The sequence below is a fragment of the Vibrio sp. 10N.222.55.C6 genome (genome assembly GCF_041473395.1).
Classification (GTDB): domain Bacteria; phylum Pseudomonadota; class Gammaproteobacteria; order Enterobacterales; family Vibrionaceae; genus Vibrio; species Vibrio crassostreae_C.
Window position 1 is genome coordinate 1 of record NZ_JBFRSD010000024.1, and the last position, 20,754, is coordinate 20,754.

Here is a 20,754-nt window from a genome sequence, read left to right on the forward strand (position 1 = left end):
TGAATTACGCAACAAAGCCCATTGGCAACACTTTCTTTCGTTAGAGAAAGATTTTATCGAAACGGTAGAATATGTTGAGTTAAGTGAAAATAATAACTCAACTTACTCTATTGCATACACAAAATTATACCTTGCTATATGCTCTGAAATTGATGTTGTAGCGAAGTTAGTTTGTAAGAAAGTTAATCTAACAAGCTCAGCTAAAAATATGAATGATTATAGAGCCGAGCTCAAAGATGCATATCCAAACTTTCACACGGTTGAATGTATGGTACCTCGATATGACCTTACGATTAAACCTTGGTCAGATTGGAGTGGCGATAGAAACCCTCAATGGTGGACTGACTATAATAAAGTCAAACATAATCGCTCAACTCAAGCAAATAAAGCTAACCAGAAAAACGTAAAAAATGCGTTATGCGGTTTGTTTACTATTTTACTTTATTTATACCAAAAAGAGCTTTACTCAGGGGACATCTACCCAAATCCTGCATTTCTTGAGTATGATAAAATGTCAGGTAATTTAGTAGTTAACTTGGGTGCAGAACTTCCTGACATTCCGAGATGATCTTTATAAGAAGTGTTTAAGGTACAAAGGGGCTCGTACATTTCTTTAACATTTTATGAGTCGGTCAGTAAACCATATGCTTGATAGGTTGTAGGTCTAAATAGAATAGGGAACGAGTATGGTTAAAAAGAAAAAAGCACTTCAATCTAAACGTCTCCCCAAACCAGTTTCTTCATGGACTGAGGCCAAATTGGTCACTATTCGACGACACCGTATCGAGGGCTCGTTAAGCTTTGGGGTTTCGACCATCTCCAGGCAGCAAGTCTTACCCAATTACGAACGTGTTTGGGAGCAAACCATTGTTGAAGAAGCGTACCAACACGCCATTGTCGAATTGCTAGAGCAGGGTGAGGTCGTATTAAGAGTCGAGGATTAAGTCTGTGATTAGTCGTCTAACCGCTTCATCGCTTTGCGGTACACATCGCTGCGCTCACGTTTACCAACCGCCAGTACGGTGACAATAATGACGTCGTCTTCGACCTTGTAAACTAAGCGGTAACCCGATTGACGTAGTTTAATTTTATAGAGGTTATCGGCACCAGAAAGCTTGGAGGCGGGCACGTGTGGGTTTTCTAAGTGCTCCATGAGTTTCTTTTTAAACTGTTGTTGCAGTGTCGCGCCTAACTTCTGCCACTCTTTCAGTGCGCTCTTTTTGAAGTTAAGTTTATAACTCATCGATGTTGACCGAAATTGTTTCTTCCGATTCGCGCTCTTGTGCAATTGCCAGCAACTCCAAATCTTCCAGTCTGTCCATCATCATTTCGTACGCTTGTGCTGGTACGCAGTAAAAGGCAGGCTCATTGCGATTCAACACGGCCACAGGCTCACCGTAGGCGCTGCTGGCCACTTTCATTGGGTTTGCTTTTAACTCGGTAATACTGGCAGCGACGTCCGCTAAAATTCGAGTAGTCATATGATCGGTCTCTAAAGTGGTCTCTAATTCGGTCATTTTAGCCTCAATGTTGTGTGATAACAAGCGCCGAGTACACCCACTGAGGGCGCGATCGAGGGAAGAAAAAGCAGGTTATACATGATTGAATTCTTAACATTAACTTCAGAAAAACAATAGCTTAACTGGTTATTGCTCTTGGTTTTGAGTAATTAATCATAATTAAAACGGAATTTTTTACCCCCTAGACAAATCGCTTTCCTTCTAAATGTTTATATCAGCGCTCATTTTTGAAAAGTGTAAAGCCAGAGGATTAAACATGAACATGAAGAGAGTGCTTGTTTTAGGAGCGCTGATGGGTGGTTTAATGGGGTGCCCAAATTCAGACTCAAAGATTGAGCAGCCCAAAGAGCCTGAACTCATAGGAGTCGAAGATACGCACGTCGTATGGGGCGTTGAAACCGTAGAAGGAGTGGATTCAGAAGTTTCAGGTGCCATCTCAAGCCAAAGCGCAACGGGAGAGAGCCCCAACCCTAAGAACAAAAACAATGAAAGGAAAGAGACGGAGGAAGTCCTGACAAGAAATGAGGGAGGTCGAGAGACTGAGTCAAATCTGGAGCCCTCAAACAGTGAGCCTCCACACATCCAGTCTCTCAGGCTTTATGCCAGTAAACTCGAGATGCCCATCTTTAGCTCAACTGAATTGACCGTTGAACTCAAAACATCTCAAGACACAATTGAAGTACTCAAGCGCGATCAGTTTACCTTAAACATGAATGATCCCACGGCAATACGGCTGACTGAGACGGGGAAAATCATCGGTCTAAAACAGGGCGAAGTGACGCTTTCTGTTGAGGCTTATGGGATCACAAGCCCTTCTTTAACCATTACGATCACACCTGCGCTGAAAATGTGTGGCGCACTCAATGATACCGATCGGAATAATGCAAAAGGCGACTGTTTAAAGGTGATAGAAGGGTTAACTGGCGACGCGAACGGCAAGTATTTTAGTTCTTCTCCCAGTTTGGCGTTTTTAAAGCAGCTCAATTATAGTGTTGATAATACGTCAGATAATGTGGGCAGATTAGGGTATCACGCACCGATAGCAGGGCTCTATGCGCGTTTTCGGCAAGATGGTGCGGGAGAAAATGACGGCGTTGGTGGCCAATACGACCGTTATTGTCAGGATTTGGCAGAGTTAGCGTACGCGAGCCGAGTGAATTGGCGTCGGGCCACCGCCAACGAAGTCGCAGCGCTCGTCCAGGATCATGGTGAGTTATATACAGCCTTTGGGTTTCCTACGCTTTACGCTTTTTGGACGTCGAGTAACAGTGCACCAGCTCTTACCACGCAATCCGCTGGCACTTCAGAGTTTTTGTATGCCACTGGGTTCGGTTACAGCTCAAGAATTCAAACAGCCCATAAGAGAATGGCGTTAATGGCGATCTGTGTGTCGGAAATTCAAGATACCATTCAAGTTCCATAATCAAACGTGAGTGAAAGGCCGAGGACTGACTCGGCTTTATTTATGTCTTTAGTTACTAATATTAACTGGGGAGCTTTCCTCAAATCGATAAAAGCGGGCAGGCGAGTCACTTCTTTTTCTGACCACTTCGTATCAGTCTCAGTGAGCCAAGGGATTTGGTTTCCATGAATTGACCCATTGCCGCCCAATGGGCGATGGTTTGGGACGGCGTCAGTCCAGAGTCTTTGGCGGCTCTGAGCGCTTGGTTGAACAGCACTTGATCGATATAGACACTCACTTTCATCGCTAATCCTTTTTTATCTTGCTTCTTTTATTTGAATTTACTGGGCACCCAAGGTTTGGCGGGCATACGACGACCGCCACGAAACGGCAATGGATGCTCCTTAGGTGGGTAATATTTGGGTGAATCAATCTTGCCGTGGCGCTCAACCAGTTGACGATGCTCATCACGCCAGTAGGCAAAACTGAGCAATTCTTTGGGGTTGAATTCGCGTCTTTTTGGCGTGATCAAGGTGGCGCGGTCAACGTTGATTTTAAAACCGTCCCAACGATGATCTAAGGGCAAATAGCCACGCGCATGGACATTCATCAGTTTTTCGGCGATGGGATTGATCGAGTATTGGCCCGACAACCAACGCCGAATGGTCGGTACCGTCACATGAAAAAACGCCGCAGCGTCGTGCAAAGAATCAAAATGTTGGTTCACCAACTCAGCAAATGGCGGGGTTCTCATGTGATCGACCTCAAAAAATATTAGTGGTTAATGATAGTTTGTTCCTATTTTACTTTGGTGGTTTGATAGTTGTTGGCTATCAAGACGCGGCGATTTCTTGAAAATTAAATATTGTGTTTGGAACACTATAGCGAAGCTGAGCGACTAAAAAAGTAATTAATAGGATAATTTCAGAGTAAAGATTAAGGAAAACAATGCCTTTAGAGACTCATACAAGCAAAAATTGACTAATGATAAGGGTTTGAAAAGATTATAATTTATCACTATATTAGTGCGTATTATGTATATTATGTTAAATGGTGTTTGGTATTTATAAGGCAGGTATCTTTGTGCTATGCCCTGCCTCTTGTTTATCTACCAAATCGATGTTCTATTTAACAGTAAGGCTATTTACCATAAAATACCTAATAAACATATTTCCTAATCTTCGATTAAGAATACGTTTATTAGACTTCAAGCATTAATCGATCAATTGCTTCTGTGATCTCTTTAGTTCTTACTGGCTTGGTCACGAAATCATTCATGCCGACATCTAAGCACGAACATTTGTCTTCTACTGATGTGTGTGCTGTTAGCGCAACGATTGGTGTTTTGATGTTTGCGTCTCTCATGTATTTGGTTGTGGTTAATCCATCCATGACCGGCATCGACACATCCATTAAGATAATGTCTATTGATTCGTTGCCTCTTTCAATAAAGCCAATCGCTTCTTCACCATTACTTGCGATGAAAACCTCGTGGCCTTGTCTTGTAAGGATTAACTTTATCACCATTTGATTCGTTGGATTGTCTTCGACAACTAACACGGAATAACGGCTTCTTAACTCTCGTGAAGATTCGTCTTCTTTGTTAGCCAGATTATTCGTAACTCTAGTAAGCACTGGCAACTGTACTTCGAATTTGGAGCCTTTTCCAGGCTCACTCTCTACCGATATGCGCCCGCGCATCAGTTCAACCAGTCTTTTAGTGATGGCCAAGCCTAAACCTGTGCCACCAAATCTACGTGTGATTGTGCTATCAGCTTGCACAAATGGACTGAACAGCGACGAAAGTTGTTGCGAGCTAATGCCAATCCCTGTGTCTTCCACCGTTATATAGAAAGATCTCTGCTGGTACTTTATAGAAACATGGACATGCCCACGCTCAGTGAACTTAATCGCGTTACCGATCAAATTAAATAGGATCTGTGCCAAGCGACTTGGGTCGATGTAATGAAGTTCACCTTCAGGGATATCGCTAGTTACTGTTAGCGCCAAACCTTTATCGTCAGCTGTCTTCTTTTGTTCAGATAATACAAAAGTTACAGTGTCTCTTACGTTGCTCCATTGAGGTGCTAGTGAGAAACATCCAGATTCAATCTTAGAAAAATCCAATACGTCACTGATAATTGCCAATAAAAGCTCAGATGATGTGCTCATATTAAGCAGTATAGACTGTTGCTCTTCGTTCAGTGATGTGGATTTTAGGGCGTCTATCAAGCCAATGATGGCATTTAGTGGTGTTCTTAATTCATGACTCATCATTGCTAAGAATTCAGACTTGGCCTTGTTGGCTCTTTCCGCGTCTTTTCTTGCTGTGACAAGCTCTGCTGTGCGCTCTCGAACGGTTGCTTCAAGCTTTTCTTTGTTCTCAATATCGAAAACAGCACGCTCTATCAACGGTCGGAAACGGTTAAGTGTGGCCTTGGTTTCAATACTAAAGTGCTTGGTATTCGAGTGGATAAAGATGATGACGGATTGTGTTAGTCCGCTATCGATACCAGTAATTAGAACAGAGTTGATTTGATCGAGGATAATGGGATGTAAGGAATTGAATTCACCCAGAGACTTGGGTTCAAAAAGGATGGCGCATTCTCCATTGATCACTCGAGATAACTTGCCACAATCACTCCAATTCATCTGTTCGAAGACTTTGTTATTGCTTAGCAGGGTTTTGAAACTGCCTTCGTTCCCTACCCTTGATACCACGATAAAGTCATCAAACTTAATGTATTTTTTGAGCACGAACTCGAGACTGGAGAATATCTCAGATATGTTACTTGCCTTACTGATCGCAGAGATGGTTGATAAGATCACCCTGTTCTCTTCAGCCAGCTTTCGCTCACGGGCTTTTAGTTTTTGCAGTTCAATACGTGCTTCTTGCAGCGCTTCTTGACCTTCAGAACCCATTACTTTTTCAACCTATAAAACGTTGCAGACGATACCATTAAATTCCCGTGTGCATTCTCGCCACCAGAGAGCCTGCCTTGTTCACCAAACGTAAATGGACATATGTATGGGAGCCCATTAAGTGCTTGATTTATTTGGTCACAAACCTCATCCATATCTTGTTTAAGGTTCAACATTGGGCCTGCACAAAAGATATTGATCGCCCCTAGTTTCTCTTCAAGATCCATGTCGTTGTAGTATGAGGAGTGAATGATATTCGCGGCGCGGCTAATCAACTGCTGCTTAGACCCTTGCATCAGGTAGATGGTGTCGCCTTCACTGATGTCTGTGAACAGCTCAATCCCATTACACTCCGTCTCTCTGATCGAATGAGACAATTTGAAATATGGGTAATCGTAAGAAGAGCCGACTTTCCTGCCTAATGGGTAGACTGACGACTTTTCGAATATGTAGCCATCATCACTGCCATCTAAGTGGAAATTAGTCCATTCGTTGTAAACGGTGACGGCTGGCCTGTGGTCTATCTCCAACAAAATTCGGTTTCTTACTTTGGTCACGGTGCCTGAATACCGCGTAGGCGTATGACCCGCGCTGAAAGAGGAATAGATGGACTGAGACGCAAACACTACCGTTAAAGACACACCATTTATAGACAGCGACTCTTCGGTGAAGATACTCCAATTTCCGGAAACCTGGTTGTCTGCAGCACTGCCACCAATAATTGGCACTTCAGTACCAAATTTCTTATCGATAGCCGCCATCACCTTTTCTTCGTTACCCGGTGTGGAATGCAGCAAGATAAGATCAGGAATTTCACCTTCTCGGTTGGCGTTCTTGAGTGCTTTGTCTATCGCGCTGAAGGTACTGCGGTCTATGGAGTCGCTGAAATGTTCGATTCCCGTACCATAGGCGTTGATCCCCGAGTCATGAATAATGAGGACGCCAATGACTGGACCAGAATGAAAACCAGTTTCGGTCATAATGCCGTGACAAGTAGTACAGCCATGTATGGGAGTGTTCGGGAGAGCATCTACGAAATATCTCTGCACAGCGAGTGTCGAATACTCTTCTGTGCAGTAGCAAATAAGACAAGCAATATCGTCAGGGTTTTCCACCCCGCTGAGCAACTCATCTACTGCGATTTTATCGTCTAGGGAGTAAGAGACTTTTGATAGAAATTTCATAGATTTTGGGTAACTTTATTAATGCTCTCTTTATAACACTTTAATGCATTGTGTTTCACTGATTTGGTACATGTTTCTATCAAAAGAACCGAGGTGTGCCCCAGTTTCTCTCTGTTACTCCTTAGAAAGGTTTACAGAAAACGTGCTCACCTGTTGTGGAAATGTAACCGTTATTGAGGAGGTCTTATCACTAGTTTGTAACAGCCAATTTGATGGTCCTTTTTCTTCCAGAATTCCGCTTTCATTATAGCTAATGATAAATTTGCCAGTTTTAGATGTTTCGATCGAATACCCTAGGTTATTGCTTGAAACTGAAACATTATGATTATCAATACCAAATTTACAAGGTTTTGAAACTATACAGTTTACTGTTTCGTTATTATCGTATGTTACTGTTCTCCAAGTAAATGCAGCTATTAAAATAACCAACATGACGATAATTTGAACAAGCCTGCCTTTTGTTAGCTTTTGTGCCGCCATTATAATCTTTACTCCTTGTTACAAAGTTCAAAGTTTTTAAATAAAAATCCAATTCCAGACCAAGCGTAAGGTTACTACTCTGTCATTGATTTGTTAATTCAAGTATAGTGTCGCGTTGAAAATGCCACTTTTTTTTAAAATCAGCAAGTGGAAATAAAGCCCTGAATAGGCTGAATTTCCTTTTCTAATTTGGGTGGCATTACGACGTGAGTCGTGTTGGAAGTAAAGTGTAGTAAATAAGAAATTGGAAGCATGCAAATGAGCCAAGAAAAGCAGCTTGAACAAAACTACAACTATACGGTCGTCCGTCAATTTACCCTAGTTACAATTTTGTGGGGTATTGTCGGTATGGGCGTTGGTGTTTTGATTGCCGCTCAATTAGTTTGGCCACAGCTAAACTTTGATACGCCGTGGTTGACGTACAGTCGTTTACGTCCCCTGCATACTAATGCGGTTATTTTTGCGTTCGGTACAAGTGCGCTGTTTGCAACATCATATTATGTTGTACAACGTACCTGTCAGACGCGTCTCTTTGGTGGCCCACTCGTAGCCTTTACCTTTTGGGGTTGGCAAGCGATTATCCTGTCCGCTGCAATTACTTTACCGTTAGGTTTAACCTCTGGTAAAGAATACGCAGAACTTGAATGGCCAATCGATATTGCTATTACTCTTGTGTGGGTAGCTTATGCGGTCGTGTTCTTCGGAACCATGATTAAACGTAAGACATCGCACATTTACGTAGCAAACTGGTTCTTCGGAGCCTTCATTATCACGGTTGCCGTGTTGCACATCGTTAACAGCCTAGCTGTTCCTGTCTCTGCGTTTAAATCGTACTCGATTTATTCCGGAGCGATCGATGCAATGGTGCAATGGTGGTACGGACACAATGCGGTAGGCTTCCTATTGACAGCTGGTTTCCTAGGCATGATGTACTACTTCGTTCCTAAACAAGCTGGTCGCCCTGTTTACTCTTACCGTTTGTCGATTGTTCACTTCTGGGCTCTCGTGTCTCTGTATATCTGGGCTGGTCCTCACCACCTACACTACACTGCACTTCCTGACTGGACTCAATCTCTAGGTATGGTTATGTCTTTGGTTCTGTTTGCTCCATCTTGGGGTGGCATGATCAACGGTATTATGACTCTATCTGGTGCGTGGCATAAGCTTCGCTACGACCCAATCCTACGTTTCCTAATCGTTTCTCTATCATTCTACGGCATGTCGACTTTCGAAGGCCCAATGATGGCAATCAAAACGGTTAACGCACTATCTCACTACACGGACTGGACTATCGGTCACGTTCACTCTGGTGCGTTAGGTTGGGTTGCAATGGTTTCTATCGGTTCGGTTTACCACTTAGTTCCTAAACTATTTGGTCAAGAGCGTATGTACTCTGTATCCCTAATCAATGTTCACTTCTGGTTAGCAACGATTGGTACGGTTTTCTACATTGTAGCAATGTGGATCTCTGGCGTGATGCAAGGTCTGATGTGGCGTGCAGTTAACTCTGACGGTACATTAACTTACAGCTTCGTTGAATCTGTAGAAGCGTCTTACCCGTTCTACTTTGTACGTTTCTTAGGTGGTTTCATCTTCCTATCTGGTATGTTCTTAATGGCATACAACACGTACAAAACTGTTTCTGCACCTAAAGATAGCCTTAAAGCTATCCCTCAACCGGCTTAAGGAGATTTAGAATGAGCTCAAATTCAAATAATCGCCATGAGTTGGTAGAGAAGAATGTTGGCCTACTAGCGATTCTTATCGTTATTGCTATCAGTTTTGGTGCTTTAGTAGAAATTACCCCACTTATTTTCCAAAAGCAGACTACTGAACCTGTAGAAAATCTACGTGTTTACTCTGCTCTGGAAATGGAAGGTCGTGATATCTACATTCGCGAAGGTTGTAACGTATGTCACAGCCAAATGATTCGTCCTTTCCGCTCTGAAACTGAACGTTACGGTCACTACTCTGTAGCTGGCGAAAGCGTTTGGGAACACCCATTCCTATGGGGTTCTAAGCGTACTGGTCCTGATTTAGCGCGTGTTGGTGATCGTTACTCTGATGAGTGGCACCGCGTTCACCTTATCGACCCTCGCGAACTTGTTCCTGAATCAAACATGCCTGGTTTCCCATGGCTTGCTGAGAATGTACTTGATGGCAAATTGACTAAACAGAAGCTTGAAATCTTCCGTAATCAATTTGGTGTTCCTTACACAGACGAACAAATTGCTAACGCTAAACAAGATGTTGAAGGAAAAACAGAGATGGATGCAATCATCGCTTACCTTCAATCGCTTGGCCACGCAATGAAATAAGGAATAATTATGGACATTATTACATTTCAAAGTGTTTGGACTGTTACTGTTTTTGCTTGTTTCATCGGCATCGTTTGGTGGGCTTTCGGTAAAAATCGTAAGTCGCGCTTCGACGAAGATGCAAACCTAGTGTTCGCTGATGAAGCACCTGCGAAAGATAAAAATCAAGGAGTGACGAAGTAATGAGTACATTCTGGAGTATTTGGGTAACAGTAATCACAATCGGTACATTGATTGGCTGTGCAGCCTTACTTCGTTGGTGTTCCAACGATAAAACAGGTGTAGAAGAAGGTCAGGATATGGGCCATGAATACGATGGTATTCGTGAGCTTAATAACCCGCTACCTAAATGGTGGACATACCTTTTCGTTAGCACAATTGTGTTTGCAGCTGTTTATCTAGCTCTATACCCAGGCCTTGGCAACTTTAAAGGTCTACTAGGTTGGACGAGTTCAAACCAAACAGTTCGTAGCGTAGAAGAGTCTCGTTCTGCAATCGCTGCTGCGCAAGCAAACAAACAGTTAGACGCATACGCGAAAGAGCTTGATGATGCAGACACCTACTTTGGTGAAGCATTCAGAAAGCTAGCTCACGACGAAAATGGTCTACGTTCCGTCCCTGACATTGCATCAGATGCCGATGCAATCAAAGTGGGCCAACGTTTGTTCCTACAAAACTGTTCTCAGTGTCACGGCTCTGATGCACGTGGTCAGAAAGGTTTCCCGAACCTAACTGATGACGCATGGCTATATGGTGGTGAACCACAAGCTATCGTTACTACCATCATGCATGGTCGTGTCGGTCAAATGCCAGGTTGGAAAGACGCTCTTGGCGAAGAAGGCGTAAAAGAAGTAGTTAGCTACACGCTTAGCCTTTCTGGTCGTAGCGTAAACGCACGTGAAGCAGAGGCTGGTAAAGCGCGCTTTGTAGTGTGTGCAGCCTGTCACGGCACTGATGGTAAGGGTAACCCTGCTGTTGGCGCACCTGACTTGACTGACCGCGACTGGCTATTTGGCGATTCTCGCGCTGATGTGACGGAAACAGTCATGTACGGACGTTCTGGTGTAATGCCGGCTTGGAAGGACATCCTCGGTGAGGATAAGGTTCAGCTCGTCTCTGCCTACGTCTGGAGCCTCAGCAACTCAGATAAAGAGTAACATAATAATAACAGCCCCTTCTTAAGGGGCTGTCTTTCTTTTACAGTTATAACCTTAAGTGTTTGTAAAAATTAGTTTTATTTCATTGTATATATTGAGAATAATAATATGGAACAACCTTGGTATAAGCAGTTTTGGCCGTGGTTTTTGATCTTCCTAACCGTTGGCGTTTCTATGCTAACATTGGTTCGAGTCGCGATACTTACCAACCATTCAGTTAACGTTGTCACTGAAGATTACTATAAAAAAGGTAAAGGTATTAATGTCGACATTTCGAAAGTAAATGTTGCTAAAGAGCTTGGCTTATCAGCTTCAGTTAGCGAGAAAGGTAACTCAGTTATCATTACTCTCGACAAAGGCAAACTAGACCACTTCCCTGCTATTAGCGCAATGTTCGTGCACCGAACGCTGCCTGACCGTGATTTTACTCAGCTACTGACCGCTGATGCGAGAGGCAACTACACGTTGACTCTGGATCATGAAATGCAAGGTCCATGGTTTATCGAGCTTTCTCCGCATGATTCTGAATGGTTAGTGCAAGGTCGCATGAACTTCCCTATTGATACTCCTACTCAACTAACGAACTAAAGCTTATGTGTGAATCCTGTTATCACTGCGGTGAAGATGTACCAGCGGAAACGGATTTTAAAGTAGAAATCTTAGGATCGGTGCGACCTATGTGTTGTCCGGGTTGCGAAACCGTAGCCCAGACAATCGTTGATAGCGGTTTGGTCTCATACTACCAATATCGTACCGCTCCAGCTGAAAAAGCGGATCTAGTGCCAGAGCAACTTCTGGCACTCAGTCATTACGACAACGAAGATGTTCAATTGGAGTTCGTCCGTAACTCTGAAAACACCTCTGAAGTGACATTGTCACTAGAAGGTGTCTCTTGTGCTGCTTGTGCATGGCTTATTGAGAAGCAAGTCTCTTCAAAGTTAGGGGTTGTTAGTATTCGTGTTAATACCACCACTAACCGCGCCCTGCTCAGTTGGGACAGCACTCAGACAAAACTGAGCGAGCTGTTGTCTGCAATCCATACCCTAGGCTACAAAGCCGCACCTTTCGAGGCTGATCAACAAGAAGCCGCCTATCATCGATCGATGAAGAATTATCTCTATCGTCTTGGTATTGCTGGTTTAGCAACCATGCAGGTCATGATGCTGGCTGTGGCGCTTTACCTTGAAGTCTTCGGTAACCTTGAGCCCGAATTCAAAAGCTACTTCCGTTGGGTGAGTTTAATCTTCGCAACGCCGGTTCTGCTCTACTCTGCATTGCCTTTCTATATCAACGCGTGGCGTAGCCTCAAAGGTCGAACATTGGGTATGGATGTACCTGTGTCGATTGCTCTGTTGTTTGCCTATGTTGCAAGTTTGGTCGCAACGGTGACAGAGAAAGGTGAAGTCTTCTTCGAATCTATCTCGATGTTTACCTTCTTCCTACTGCTTGGTCGTTTCCTTGAAATGCGCGCTCGTCGTAAAGCAGCCGCTGCTAGTGGTAACCTGCTTAAGCTCGTTCCTGCTATGGCAACAACGTTAGATGGCGAACAAGTTCCGGTAAAAACCTTAAAAGTTGGCGACCAAATTCGCGTTCTACCGGGTGAGCACATTCCTGCCGATGGCAAAGTATTGTCTGGCAGAGTTCATATCGATGAATCGATGCTGACTGGCGAATCTATCCATGTGGTCAAAAACGAAGGCGATACCGTCTTTGCTGGTACATTGAATGGTGATGAATCATTTGAATTGGAAGTAATGACGTCAAAAGCGGATTCGGTTATTTCCAATATCGTTCGCCTGCAAGACGAAGCGCAATTGTCTAAACCCCGCATTGCAGAAATTGCTGATGTTGTGGCTCGATACTTTGTTGCGGTGATCTTAATCATCTCATTCGGTACTTGGTTTTACTGGCACCAAACACGACCAGAAGACGCTTTCTGGATCATGCTTTCGGTATTGGTAGCAACGTGTCCTTGTGCTCTGTCACTGGCAACACCGACGGCGATTACTTGTTCAACGTCTCGCATGGGTAACTTCGGTATTTTGCTGCGCAAAGGCCACGTATTCGAAACCTTGTGCAAAGTGAATCACTTGATCATCGATAAAACAGGTACATTGACTGAGGGTGATATTCGTATCAGCCAAGTTGAAACCTTCGCTGAACTTGATAAAGACACTTGTCTCAAAGTAGCGGCGAGCCTGGAACAACACGCTAACCACCCTATCGCTAAAGCGTTCAAGACTCATCTTTCTGATGAGATCGAAGTAGAGTCAGTTAATAACGTGATTGGTTCAGGTATCACTGGTGAGTGGAATGGCCAAGAAGTTGCGATTGGTAGTAGTGAATTCATTCTAGGTGAAGCTCAACCATCGGAAAGCAACGGTATTTACTTGTCGATGGCGGGTCGTCATATCGCTACATTTACTTATGAAGATCCAATCCGTAAAGAAAGCATCGAGTTTATTAAGCAGTTTAAAGAAGCGGGCATCAAAACAACTCTGCTTACTGGCGATTCTTTGATTAACGCGAAGCCTGTTGCTGAAGAGATTGGTATTACTGATATTGTTGCTAACGCGAAACCTGAAGATAAACTTGCTTACCTGAACTCTCGAGATGCAAGTGACATTACCATGATGGTTGGCGATGGCATTAACGATGCCCCTATTCTTGCAGGTGCCCACCTTTCTGTCGCTATGGGCGGCGGTACAGACGTGGCGAAAGCTTCTGCGGATATGGTGTTACTGGGTGATAAGCTCGATAGATTACTTAAGTCGCGTACTTTGGCGTTAAAAACACGTAAGATAATTCGTGAAAACCTAGCTTGGTCATTAGGATATAACTTACTTATCCTTCCATTGGCTGTCGCGGGTTTGGTTGCTCCATACATTGCCGTTGTGGGCATGTCTGCCAGCTCTATTATTGTTGTGTCTAACTCGTTAAGGCTTTTAAAAGAGCAAGGTAAATAATGGAAAGTTTATACATCCTGATCCCCATTGCGATTGTACTGGTGTGCATCGCTGTTGGTATTTTTCTATGGGCGGTGAAGAGCGAACAGTTTGAAGACCTAGAACGTCAAGGTCACAATATACTGTTTGATGAAGACGAAAAGGCTCACAACCATTCTGATAGTAAACCTGTCAAGAATGAGAAAGCTAACAGCGAAAGCCAAACTAACGTAGACAAAAAGAACGATGACGCCTGATTGGATCGGAGCCTTTGTTGTTGGATTGATCGGCGCAGGCCATTGCATGGGAATGTGTGGTGGTATTGCGTCGCTTCTTTCGATTGGCAACAGTAAACCTTCCCCTGTTATTCCCCTACTTTATAACCTAGGGCGCTTGCTAAGTTATGCCGTGATTGGTGGTGTGATTGGCGGTGCAATCTCTTCGATAGGTCAGCTAAGCGATTTTAACGCTCTGCTAGGTTGGCTGCGATTATTTGCAGCTGGCTTTATGATCGTCTTAGGTTTGTATATCGGTAAATGGTGGTTCGGCTTGTTGTTCTTTGAAAAAGTCGGGCAGAAACTATGGCGCTATATCTCTCCTTTAGGTAAATCATTTCTACCCTTGAAGCACCCTAGCCATGCTTTGCCGTTTGGCTTTATTTGGGGTTGGCTACCATGTGGCTTAGTTTACTCAATGCTTACGTGGGCGGCGGTATCAGGAAGTTGGTACAACGGTGCCGGTATCATGCTTGCTTTCGGTTTAGGTACGCTTCCAGCAATGCTCACAGTAGGCATGGGCGCTAATTTCCTCAAAAAACTGCAACAAGCTGACTTATTTCGCCAACTAGGCGCAATTTTAATCCTCATTTACGGTTTCTATACCGGTTATATGGCACTACAGCTCATTATTTATACCGTATAGCCATTCTTTAAATCCGGTTTTTTTACTACCCAACTGGATAAAGGAATGCTAAAATATTGACGTATATCAAATAGTGAAAGATTGTTATGATTTCTGAAAAGCCTGTGACGAAACGTGTTCAGTCTGGTGGCTGTGCGATCCATTGCCAGGATTGTAGTATTAGCCAGCTCTGTATTCCGTTTACTTTGAATGAATCTGAACTCGATCAACTTGATCAGATCATTGAGAGAAAAAAGCCTATTCAAAAAGGCCAAGAGTTATTTAAAGCCGGTGACGAGCTTAAATCTCTATATGCTATTCGCTCTGGAACGATCAAGAGCTACACGATTACCGAGCAAGGTGATGAGCAGATTACTGCATTCCACCTAGCGGGCGATCTTGTTGGCTTCGATGCGATTACTGGTGACCAACACCCTAGTTTTGCACAAGCGCTAGAAACTTCTATGGTATGTGAAATCCCATATGAGATTCTTGATGACCTATCAGGAAAAATGCCTAAATTGCGTCAGCAAATTATGCGCCTGATGAGTAACGAGATTAAAGGTGACCAAGAAATGATTCTGCTTCTTTCTAAGAAGAACGCGGAAGAGCGTCTTGCTGCATTCCTTTACAACCTTTCGACTCGCTTCTCTCAACGTGGCTTCAGCCCGCGTGAGTTCCGCCTAACGATGACTCGTGGCGATATTGGTAACTACCTTGGTTTGACTGTTGAAACAATCAGCCGTCTTCTAGGTCGTTTCCAAAAAGCAGACATTTTGAGCGTTAAAGGCAAATATATCACTATCGAAGATCACGATGCGTTGATGGAACTTGCTGGCGTTTCAAAAGAATAGTCTAGATATCAATGATGTAGTTCAATAATGAGCTACATCATGTTTCTCTCTTAAAACCTCTTATATTTCTCTTAATCTCTCCATAACTACGCTACATTATTTATATGTTCGGTCTGAAAAGTAGGCTTAGTTATGAGTATCTATAACAAAATTTTAGTTGTCGCAGACATTAATCACGATGAGCAACCTGCTCTAGTTCGTGCTATCCAACTTGCTAAGAAAAGCACCTCAACAAGCCACATCACTTTCTTTTTGTCGATATACGACTTCTCGTATGAAATGACATCTATGCTCTCTATCGATGAAAGAGACGCAATGCGCAAAGGCGTAATTCACCAACGCGAAATTTGGATGAATAAAGTCGCAGAACCTTACCTAGATGATTCTATTGAATTTAATGTACAAGTGGTTTGGCATAACCGCCCGTACGAAGCGATCATTGCTGAGGTTTACAGCGGCGAGCACGACATCTTAATCAAAGGCACGCGTAAGCACGATACCTTGGAATCTGTCATCTTCACTCCAACCGATTGGCACTTATTGAGAAAGTGCCCTAGCCCAGTGCTATTGGTTAAAAACGATTTCTGGCCAGATCACGCGAAGATTTTTGCTTCAGTTCATGTTGGTTCTGAAACAGAAGCTCATTTAGAGCTTAACGATACGATGGTCGACAGATTACTAGAGATCACCGGTCGTTTGGATGCTGAACCTTTCTTGGTGAATGCCTACCCAGTGACACCTGCGAATATCACCATTGAACTGCCAGAGTTTGACCCAACGTCTTATACTGACGCGGTTCGTGGTCATCACTTAACGGCAATGAAAGCATTGCGCCAGAAGCATGGTATGTGTGAAGAACAAACTGTGGTTGAGCAAGGCTTGCCTGAAGATGTTATTCCTCGCGTCGCTTCTGAAAATAACGCTGCGATGGTGATTCTGGGTACAACGGGTCGTACTGGCTTGTCTGCCGTATTTATTGGTAATACAGCGGAACATGTTATCGACAAGATTAACTGTGATGTGTTGGCTCTTAAACCGTCTGGTTACGTGAGCCCATTAGACCCTAACCTTTCGAAAGGTTAAGTCATAGAAAAGTTTAACTTATAAAAAAACGCCTCAAGCATTGCTTGAGGCGTTTTTGTTTATCTAGAGCAACGCCATTCCAAACACAGAATGGCAAACATCATCTTTATCCAATCTAATGGTTAAACATTCGTTACGTCGATGAACATTGACTCATCAATGTTAGATGATGAGATTTCAGCTTCTTCGAATTCGTATGCTTTGCGGTCTTCACTACGGTCCAGTGGAAGGTTCACGAAGTCAAACAGCTCGCGGTCAGCCAGTTGGCTTGGACTTACGTTCTGGATTGATTTGAAGATCTTCTCAACACGACCGGGCGTTTTCTTATCCCAATCAATTAGCATCGCTTTAATGTTCTGACGCTGTAGATTCTCTTGAGAGCCACATAGGTTACAAGGAATGATTGGGAACTCTTTGTGTTCAGCGTATTTGATTAGGTCCGTTTCACGACAGTAAGTCAGTGGACGAATAACAACGTTACGACCATCATCTGAACGAAGCTTTGGTGGCATAGCCTTTAGGCGCGCACCGTGGAACATGTTTAGGAACATGGTTTCAACGATGTCGTCTAGGTGGTGACCCAGTGCGATCTTAGTTGCGCCAATCTTCTCTGCGAATGAGTACAAAGTACCACGACGAAGACGAGAACATAGGCCACACGTTGTTTTACCTTCTGGCACTTTCTCTTTAACCACTGAATACGTGTCTTTATCTACGATGTAGTAAGGAATGTTCAGCGTTTCAAAGTACTCAGGAAGAATGTGTTCAGGGAACCCAGGTTGTTTTTGATCTAGGTTTACTGCCACAACATCAAATTTGATCGGTGCTGCTTCACGTAAACGTAGCAAAATATCTAACATCGCAAATGAATCTTTACCGCCACTAATACATGCCATTACTACGTCATTCTCTTCGATCATGTTGTAGTCGATGATGGCATTTCCAACATTTCTTCTCAGACGTTTCTGAAGTTTGTTGAATTCAAGTGTTTCTTTTCTATTATCGTTTTGGTTCATTGCGACTCTCACACCGTCGTATTACCGACTGTAGATTGCTAGTGGGACTGTTTTAGGGCGTGGATTATACGGATTTTTATTTGATGTTGAAATAGTAACGGCCGGATAAACAAGCTGAGTAATAGAAAGATTCTGCTTTTATTGTTCGATAAGCGCCTAAACGGCAGAGAAACGCGGCTTCACAAGCTCTCGGTTGGTATCATAGATAAAGAAAAGCAGCCTGATCTTATTCGATGAGGCTGCTTTAAGATATGTCGCAAAAACTTAGGGGGATGATTTCGCTAAGCTTTTACTTCACTAACAATGATTCTGTTAAAAATTATTGCGCGGGAATGTACGGCAATACGCGAACTGTTGGTTCTGGCAACGTGATGCTGTCACTTCCATTCAGTTCTTCTAAGGTGAATTTCGCACGTCCTTCTTTGATTGGTAGTTGCTTGCCATTTGAAAGCTCGATGTTGCCTTCCAGCTTATTAGCGAACTCTAGCGTTAACCCTTGGATATCTGGCGTGAACCAACCAGAGAACATGCCGCTGACGTCTTCAAGCATCGCCTGCATCTGTGGTAATAGGTTTTCTAGTTGAGTTACTTCTACTGTGCCAGCTAAAGGCTCTTGCGTCATCACAACCAAAGAATACGCACACTCTTCTTCTTGAGTTTGTACAAAGATAAGAGGATTAGCTGAACGCAGGTTTTGATCTACAGGTAGAAGCAGTTCATTCGCAGGAGAGACTTTTAGCTCTTCGTAGTGCTCTTCTTTTTCCATCCAAGCTTTGCTGATGTGACAGGTTTGCTGAGCTTGTTGATCAACAAAGAAGACCGCAACTTTGACATCATCATGCCCTTCTTTGGTGTTGTTTTTCAGCTGAGTATAAAGCTTAGAATACGTGAACATGTACTCTTGCGCGGAAGCTGGAAGAGAAACCCCAAGGCTTAATGAGGCTAATAAAGCGAGTGCTGTCTTTTTCATTATTATAATCTTGTCGAAGTTGAGCGTTTATAAATAGAAAGAGCAGCGAATGAGCTGCTCTTTATGTGGTGTTATTTGTTCAAACTTATCGTATAAGCTCAACAAATGACTATCAAATCGAGTTACTTTTTCCAGTATACCTCGTTGTGACGGATCATAGCTTGTAAATCAGTCACATAGTCTGAACCTCGCTCAGAATATTTTAGCAAGCCGTTGGTGAGCTCTGTTGCGGTTTCGGTCGTTAACAGATCGTCGCCCTGTGCCGCTAGTTTTGCGCGAATTGCTCTTAGGTCTGCGTAAGCACGGTTTCGGTTTAGGTTCATGAAGTAACGGTGCACAGACTCTTGGCTTGAAGAGAATGTTGCGACTTCATGGGAGCTACCTTCGTTACGTTGTAGCGGAACAAGGCCACAACCTTTGGTGTAACACCAGTGTCCGAAATAGTTGTTCGCTTTGGTGGCGAAACGCGACGTTCCCCAAGCCGACTCATTCGCTGCTTGTGTTAGTACGAGCGCTTCTGGCAGTACATTGACGCGATTAAGCATCTCTGTCAGCCATGCCTGATCTAAACCTTCACTAGGCACAGGTAAGCCGTATAACTTCCCTAACCTTTTCGCATAAGATGCGTCTTCAGAATCAATTTTGTTTAAACCAGACTCAGAGAGCTTAGTTAAAAACGCGCGCTCTTTGGTGATACGTTTGTTTTCAATATTGATGCTTGGACGTAGGAACGAAAAAAATGTGTCCTTTTTCTCGTTCACATCTTCGATGGCCGCAAAGTTTGGTGTGCTCGAAGAAACCGTCAAGTCACCAAATTGGTCAGTGGAATTGGCGCTCTGCTCTGTCGTACGTCGACGCTCCTCTTCTTGGTAAATATAAGGACCAATTAGTGAAATAGAGCCAACAAGAGCCAGTGCCGTCACTTTAAGCGCAAGTGATTTGCTTGCGCTTGTCTGTGTTTCTTTATGCATCGAACACCTGTGGGTTTTTGTTATTGTCGTCGTTATTGCTGTCGTTGTTATCGTCATCACTCTTTGGACGATCTGAAGCAATCAGTTTCAACTTGATGCCAAACATTTCACGGTAAAGGATACCTTTCACGTGGAAGAAGAATGGAAGAACGAAGATTAAGCCAATGCCGTACATCATTGCCGCGACGATGAACATCAGCATTACTAATAGGTAGATAGAAGCAACGGTGAAGATTTTTTTGTTGACAGCACGCAGAGAAAGCAGCAGCGATTGCATTGGCGGCACTTTCTTATCACAAATCAGCAGAATCGAATGGCTGAACGCCAGTGAGAAGTAGATAGACAAGAACGGCAGAATCATACCTGCGATGCCTTGAAGCATTAGGCTAAACAAAGTCACTAGAATAACCGGAACCGTAAACTGCAAACCTTTACCGATGTGGCGTACTTTGGTTTGTAGGCCAGCGGCGTGACTCATTGCCATTAAACAGATACCCGCATAGATAGGCGCACTGATCACTTCATAGCTAAAGTTCGCGATAAAAATCGATTCAACGATTTGTGGCGTAAACGACTCAGGGTCGATAACTGCATCTAAGATAACCGCGGGATCACCAAGCTGTAGTTTTAGTGCGATATAAAAGATAGCGAGCTGCACAAACATCAAAGCAATAATCGCTGGGGAAAACGAAAGAAAGTGACTTATCGTATGTTTCCAAGCTTCTTGGAATACAGCCGTTGCTTTGAGCTCATAATCGCCAGAAAGTGCACGGTTGATACTACCGCCCAAATTAAAATCTTTTTCGATGTCGTTGTTCATATTGATACCTAGGTGTGCCGATTAAGCGAAGCCACCTAACTTATTGATAAAAAATTACCTTCATTATACTCATATGTCGGATACAAACTAAAATATGAATCTGTAACAAGGCTTGCTTTTGCGTCTTGATGGTTAATAATTAGACACTTGTTAGGGTGTAAACCCAGTAAATAACAGTATGGTAAAGGATGTTTACTTTTACCTGCGAAATT

Annotated in this window: 24 protein-coding genes; 13 read left to right on the forward strand and 11 right to left on the reverse strand. The window is 43.4% G+C overall.

Annotated features, from left to right (window positions below; translation table 11 throughout):
* Positions 1-568: hypothetical protein (locus AB4486_RS15115; protein ID WP_372117596.1), on the forward strand; the 568-nt coding region annotated here is incomplete at its 5' end.
* Between the two features lie 118 nt (positions 569-686).
* Positions 687-944 carry a hypothetical protein gene (locus tag AB4486_RS15120; protein ID WP_372117599.1) on the forward strand — a complete coding sequence of 86 codons (258 nt, stop codon included), beginning with the start codon at positions 687-689 and terminating at the stop codon, positions 942-944.
* Between the two features lie 8 nt (positions 945-952).
* Here the strand turns inward: AB4486_RS15120 and AB4486_RS15125 are convergent, their stop codons facing one another.
* Both AB4486_RS15125 and AB4486_RS15130 read right to left on the reverse strand, forming a co-directional pair.
* Positions 953-1,243, reverse strand: a complete 291-nt coding sequence (locus AB4486_RS15125; protein ID WP_372117602.1) for a type II toxin-antitoxin system RelE/ParE family toxin — start codon at positions 1,241-1,243, stop codon at positions 953-955.
* Positions 1,233-1,481 carry a type II toxin-antitoxin system Phd/YefM family antitoxin gene (locus tag AB4486_RS15130; protein ID WP_029224563.1) on the reverse strand — a complete coding sequence of 83 codons (249 nt, stop codon included), beginning with the start codon at positions 1,479-1,481 and terminating at the stop codon, positions 1,233-1,235. Before AB4486_RS15130 ends, AB4486_RS15125 begins: the two co-directional genes overlap by 11 nt.
* Before the next feature lie 295 nt (positions 1,482-1,776).
* Between AB4486_RS15130 and AB4486_RS15135 the strand changes: the two genes are divergently transcribed.
* Positions 1,777-2,943, forward strand: coding sequence for a hypothetical protein (locus tag AB4486_RS15135; RefSeq protein WP_372117604.1), 1,167 nt, complete (start codon positions 1,777-1,779; stop codon positions 2,941-2,943).
* 106 nt (positions 2,944-3,049) lie between these two features.
* Here the strand turns inward: AB4486_RS15135 and AB4486_RS15140 are convergent, their stop codons facing one another.
* From AB4486_RS15140 to AB4486_RS15160, 5 genes are all read right to left on the reverse strand, one after another.
* Positions 3,050-3,226: a hypothetical protein gene (locus AB4486_RS15140; protein WP_181257358.1), complete on the reverse strand. Its 177-nt coding sequence runs from the start codon at positions 3,224-3,226 to the stop codon at positions 3,050-3,052.
* A 27-nt stretch (positions 3,227-3,253) separates the two neighbouring features.
* Complete coding sequence (locus AB4486_RS15145) at positions 3,254-3,676, reverse strand: phage protein (RefSeq protein ID WP_372117606.1); 423 nt, start codon at positions 3,674-3,676, stop codon at positions 3,254-3,256.
* Between the two features lie 446 nt (positions 3,677-4,122).
* A complete protein-coding gene (locus AB4486_RS15150) occupies positions 4,123-5,844 on the reverse strand; it encodes an ATP-binding protein (protein ID WP_372117608.1) in 1,722 nt (573 codons plus the stop codon).
* Positions 5,844-7,028 (reverse strand): FIST signal transduction protein, encoded by a 1,185-nt coding sequence (locus AB4486_RS15155; RefSeq protein WP_017063855.1) that lies wholly within the window; start codon positions 7,026-7,028, stop codon positions 5,844-5,846. Before AB4486_RS15155 ends, AB4486_RS15150 begins: the two co-directional genes overlap by 1 nt.
* Before the next feature lie 114 nt (positions 7,029-7,142).
* Positions 7,143-7,508 (reverse strand): hypothetical protein, encoded by a 366-nt coding sequence (locus tag AB4486_RS15160; RefSeq protein ID WP_017059645.1) that lies wholly within the window; start codon positions 7,506-7,508, stop codon positions 7,143-7,145.
* A gap of 252 nt (positions 7,509-7,760) precedes the next feature.
* On the opposite strand from AB4486_RS15160, the gene ccoN reads away from it, so the two are divergent.
* The 10 genes from ccoN to uspE all read left to right on the forward strand — a co-directional run bounded on the left by ccoN (position 7,761) and on the right by uspE (position 16,765).
* The gene (gene ccoN, locus AB4486_RS15165) at positions 7,761-9,194 is read left to right on the forward strand and encodes a cytochrome-c oxidase, cbb3-type subunit I (protein WP_009846707.1); all 1,434 of its coding nucleotides are present in this window, start codon (positions 7,761-7,763) and stop codon (positions 9,192-9,194) included.
* 11 nt (positions 9,195-9,205) lie between these two features.
* Complete coding sequence (ccoO, locus tag AB4486_RS15170; RefSeq protein WP_017059643.1) at positions 9,206-9,826, forward strand: cytochrome-c oxidase, cbb3-type subunit II; 621 nt, start codon at positions 9,206-9,208, stop codon at positions 9,824-9,826.
* 9 nt (positions 9,827-9,835) lie between these two features.
* A complete protein-coding gene (locus AB4486_RS15175) occupies positions 9,836-10,009 on the forward strand; it encodes a CcoQ/FixQ family Cbb3-type cytochrome c oxidase assembly chaperone (protein ID WP_004733679.1) in 174 nt (57 codons plus the stop codon).
* Complete coding sequence (ccoP, locus tag AB4486_RS15180) at positions 10,009-10,983, forward strand: cytochrome-c oxidase, cbb3-type subunit III (RefSeq protein ID WP_017063857.1); 975 nt, start codon at positions 10,009-10,011, stop codon at positions 10,981-10,983. Before AB4486_RS15175 ends, ccoP begins: the two co-directional genes overlap by 1 nt.
* 108 nt (positions 10,984-11,091) lie before the next feature.
* Positions 11,092-11,571, forward strand: a complete 480-nt coding sequence (locus AB4486_RS15185; protein ID WP_017059641.1) for a FixH family protein — start codon at positions 11,092-11,094, stop codon at positions 11,569-11,571.
* A gap of 5 nt (positions 11,572-11,576) precedes the next feature.
* Positions 11,577-13,949, forward strand: a complete 2,373-nt coding sequence (locus AB4486_RS15190) for a heavy metal translocating P-type ATPase (protein WP_372117610.1) — start codon at positions 11,577-11,579, stop codon at positions 13,947-13,949.
* Complete coding sequence (gene ccoS, locus AB4486_RS15195) at positions 13,949-14,185, forward strand: cbb3-type cytochrome oxidase assembly protein CcoS (protein WP_017059639.1); 237 nt, start codon at positions 13,949-13,951, stop codon at positions 14,183-14,185. Before AB4486_RS15190 ends, ccoS begins: the two co-directional genes overlap by 1 nt.
* Positions 14,175-14,849, forward strand: coding sequence for a sulfite exporter TauE/SafE family protein (locus AB4486_RS15200; protein ID WP_017070548.1), 675 nt, complete (start codon positions 14,175-14,177; stop codon positions 14,847-14,849). The genes ccoS and AB4486_RS15200 overlap by 11 nt, the downstream gene beginning before the upstream one ends.
* Before the next feature lie 86 nt (positions 14,850-14,935).
* Positions 14,936-15,682, forward strand: a complete 747-nt coding sequence (locus AB4486_RS15205; RefSeq protein WP_017059637.1) for an FNR family transcription factor — start codon at positions 14,936-14,938, stop codon at positions 15,680-15,682.
* A 132-nt stretch (positions 15,683-15,814) separates the two neighbouring features.
* Positions 15,815-16,765 (forward strand): universal stress protein UspE, encoded by a 951-nt coding sequence (gene uspE / locus AB4486_RS15210; RefSeq protein ID WP_017070547.1) that lies wholly within the window; start codon positions 15,815-15,817, stop codon positions 16,763-16,765.
* Positions 16,766-16,887: 122 nt separating this feature from the next.
* Here the strand turns inward: uspE and ttcA are convergent, their stop codons facing one another.
* The 4 genes from ttcA to AB4486_RS15230 all read right to left on the reverse strand — a co-directional run bounded on the left by ttcA (position 16,888) and on the right by AB4486_RS15230 (position 20,542).
* Entirely contained in the window at positions 16,888-17,781 is an 894-nt protein-coding gene (gene ttcA / locus AB4486_RS15215; RefSeq protein ID WP_017059635.1) for a tRNA 2-thiocytidine(32) synthetase TtcA, read from the reverse strand.
* A 319-nt stretch (positions 17,782-18,100) separates the two neighbouring features.
* Entirely contained in the window at positions 18,101-18,751 is a 651-nt protein-coding gene (locus tag AB4486_RS15220) for a DUF2987 domain-containing protein (protein ID WP_108082880.1), read from the reverse strand.
* Positions 18,752-18,873: 122 nt separating this feature from the next.
* On the reverse strand, positions 18,874-19,722 hold the full coding sequence (locus AB4486_RS15225) for a glucosaminidase domain-containing protein (protein ID WP_372117614.1): 849 nt from the start codon (positions 19,720-19,722) through the stop codon (positions 18,874-18,876).
* A complete protein-coding gene (locus tag AB4486_RS15230; RefSeq protein WP_017059632.1) occupies positions 19,715-20,542 on the reverse strand; it encodes a hypothetical protein in 828 nt (275 codons plus the stop codon). Before AB4486_RS15230 ends, AB4486_RS15225 begins: the two co-directional genes overlap by 8 nt.
* Between the last annotated feature and the right edge of the window lie 212 nt (positions 20,543-20,754).

Excerpts from the sequence above, each read along its gene's own strand:
- AB4486_RS15125 (WP_372117602.1), bottom strand. The coding sequence starts at position 1,243 with ATGAGTTATAAACTTAACTTCAAAAAGAGCGCACTGAAAGAGTGGCAG.
- AB4486_RS15150 (WP_372117608.1), bottom strand. The coding sequence starts at position 5,844 with ATGGGTTCTGAAGGTCAAGAAGCGCTGCAAGAAGCACGTATTGAACTG.
- ccoP (WP_017063857.1), top strand. The coding sequence starts at position 10,009 with ATGAGTACATTCTGGAGTATTTGGGTAACAGTAATCACAATCGGTACA.
- AB4486_RS15130 (WP_029224563.1), bottom strand. The coding sequence starts at position 1,481 with ATGACTACTCGAATTTTAGCGGACGTCGCTGCCAGTATTACCGAGTTA.
- AB4486_RS15160 (WP_017059645.1), bottom strand. The coding sequence starts at position 7,508 with ATGGCGGCACAAAAGCTAACAAAAGGCAGGCTTGTTCAAATTATCGTC.
- AB4486_RS15220 (WP_108082880.1), bottom strand. The coding sequence starts at position 18,751 with ATGAAAAAGACAGCACTCGCTTTATTAGCCTCATTAAGCCTTGGGGTT.
- ccoO (WP_017059643.1), top strand. The coding sequence starts at position 9,206 with ATGAGCTCAAATTCAAATAATCGCCATGAGTTGGTAGAGAAGAATGTT.
- AB4486_RS15175 (WP_004733679.1), top strand. The coding sequence starts at position 9,836 with ATGGACATTATTACATTTCAAAGTGTTTGGACTGTTACTGTTTTTGCT.
- AB4486_RS15225 (WP_372117614.1), bottom strand. The coding sequence starts at position 19,722 with ATGCATAAAGAAACACAGACAAGCGCAAGCAAATCACTTGCGCTTAAA.
- ccoN (WP_009846707.1), top strand. The coding sequence starts at position 7,761 with ATGCAAATGAGCCAAGAAAAGCAGCTTGAACAAAACTACAACTATACG.
- AB4486_RS15145 (WP_372117606.1), bottom strand. The coding sequence starts at position 3,676 with ATGAGAACCCCGCCATTTGCTGAGTTGGTGAACCAACATTTTGATTCT.
- AB4486_RS15230 (WP_017059632.1), bottom strand. The coding sequence starts at position 20,542 with ATGAACAACGACATCGAAAAAGATTTTAATTTGGGCGGTAGTATCAAC.
- AB4486_RS15120 (WP_372117599.1), top strand. The coding sequence starts at position 687 with ATGGTTAAAAAGAAAAAAGCACTTCAATCTAAACGTCTCCCCAAACCA.
- AB4486_RS15155 (WP_017063855.1), bottom strand. The coding sequence starts at position 7,028 with ATGAAATTTCTATCAAAAGTCTCTTACTCCCTAGACGATAAAATCGCA.
- ttcA (WP_017059635.1), bottom strand. The coding sequence starts at position 17,781 with ATGAACCAAAACGATAATAGAAAAGAAACACTTGAATTCAACAAACTT.
- AB4486_RS15205 (WP_017059637.1), top strand. The coding sequence starts at position 14,936 with ATGATTTCTGAAAAGCCTGTGACGAAACGTGTTCAGTCTGGTGGCTGT.
- AB4486_RS15135 (WP_372117604.1), top strand. The coding sequence starts at position 1,777 with ATGAACATGAAGAGAGTGCTTGTTTTAGGAGCGCTGATGGGTGGTTTA.
- AB4486_RS15140 (WP_181257358.1), bottom strand. The coding sequence starts at position 3,226 with ATGAAAGTGAGTGTCTATATCGATCAAGTGCTGTTCAACCAAGCGCTC.
- uspE (WP_017070547.1), top strand. The coding sequence starts at position 15,815 with ATGAGTATCTATAACAAAATTTTAGTTGTCGCAGACATTAATCACGAT.
- AB4486_RS15185 (WP_017059641.1), top strand. The coding sequence starts at position 11,092 with ATGGAACAACCTTGGTATAAGCAGTTTTGGCCGTGGTTTTTGATCTTC.
- AB4486_RS15200 (WP_017070548.1), top strand. The coding sequence starts at position 14,175 with ATGACGCCTGATTGGATCGGAGCCTTTGTTGTTGGATTGATCGGCGCA.
- AB4486_RS15190 (WP_372117610.1), top strand. The coding sequence starts at position 11,577 with ATGTGTGAATCCTGTTATCACTGCGGTGAAGATGTACCAGCGGAAACG.
- ccoS (WP_017059639.1), top strand. The coding sequence starts at position 13,949 with ATGGAAAGTTTATACATCCTGATCCCCATTGCGATTGTACTGGTGTGC.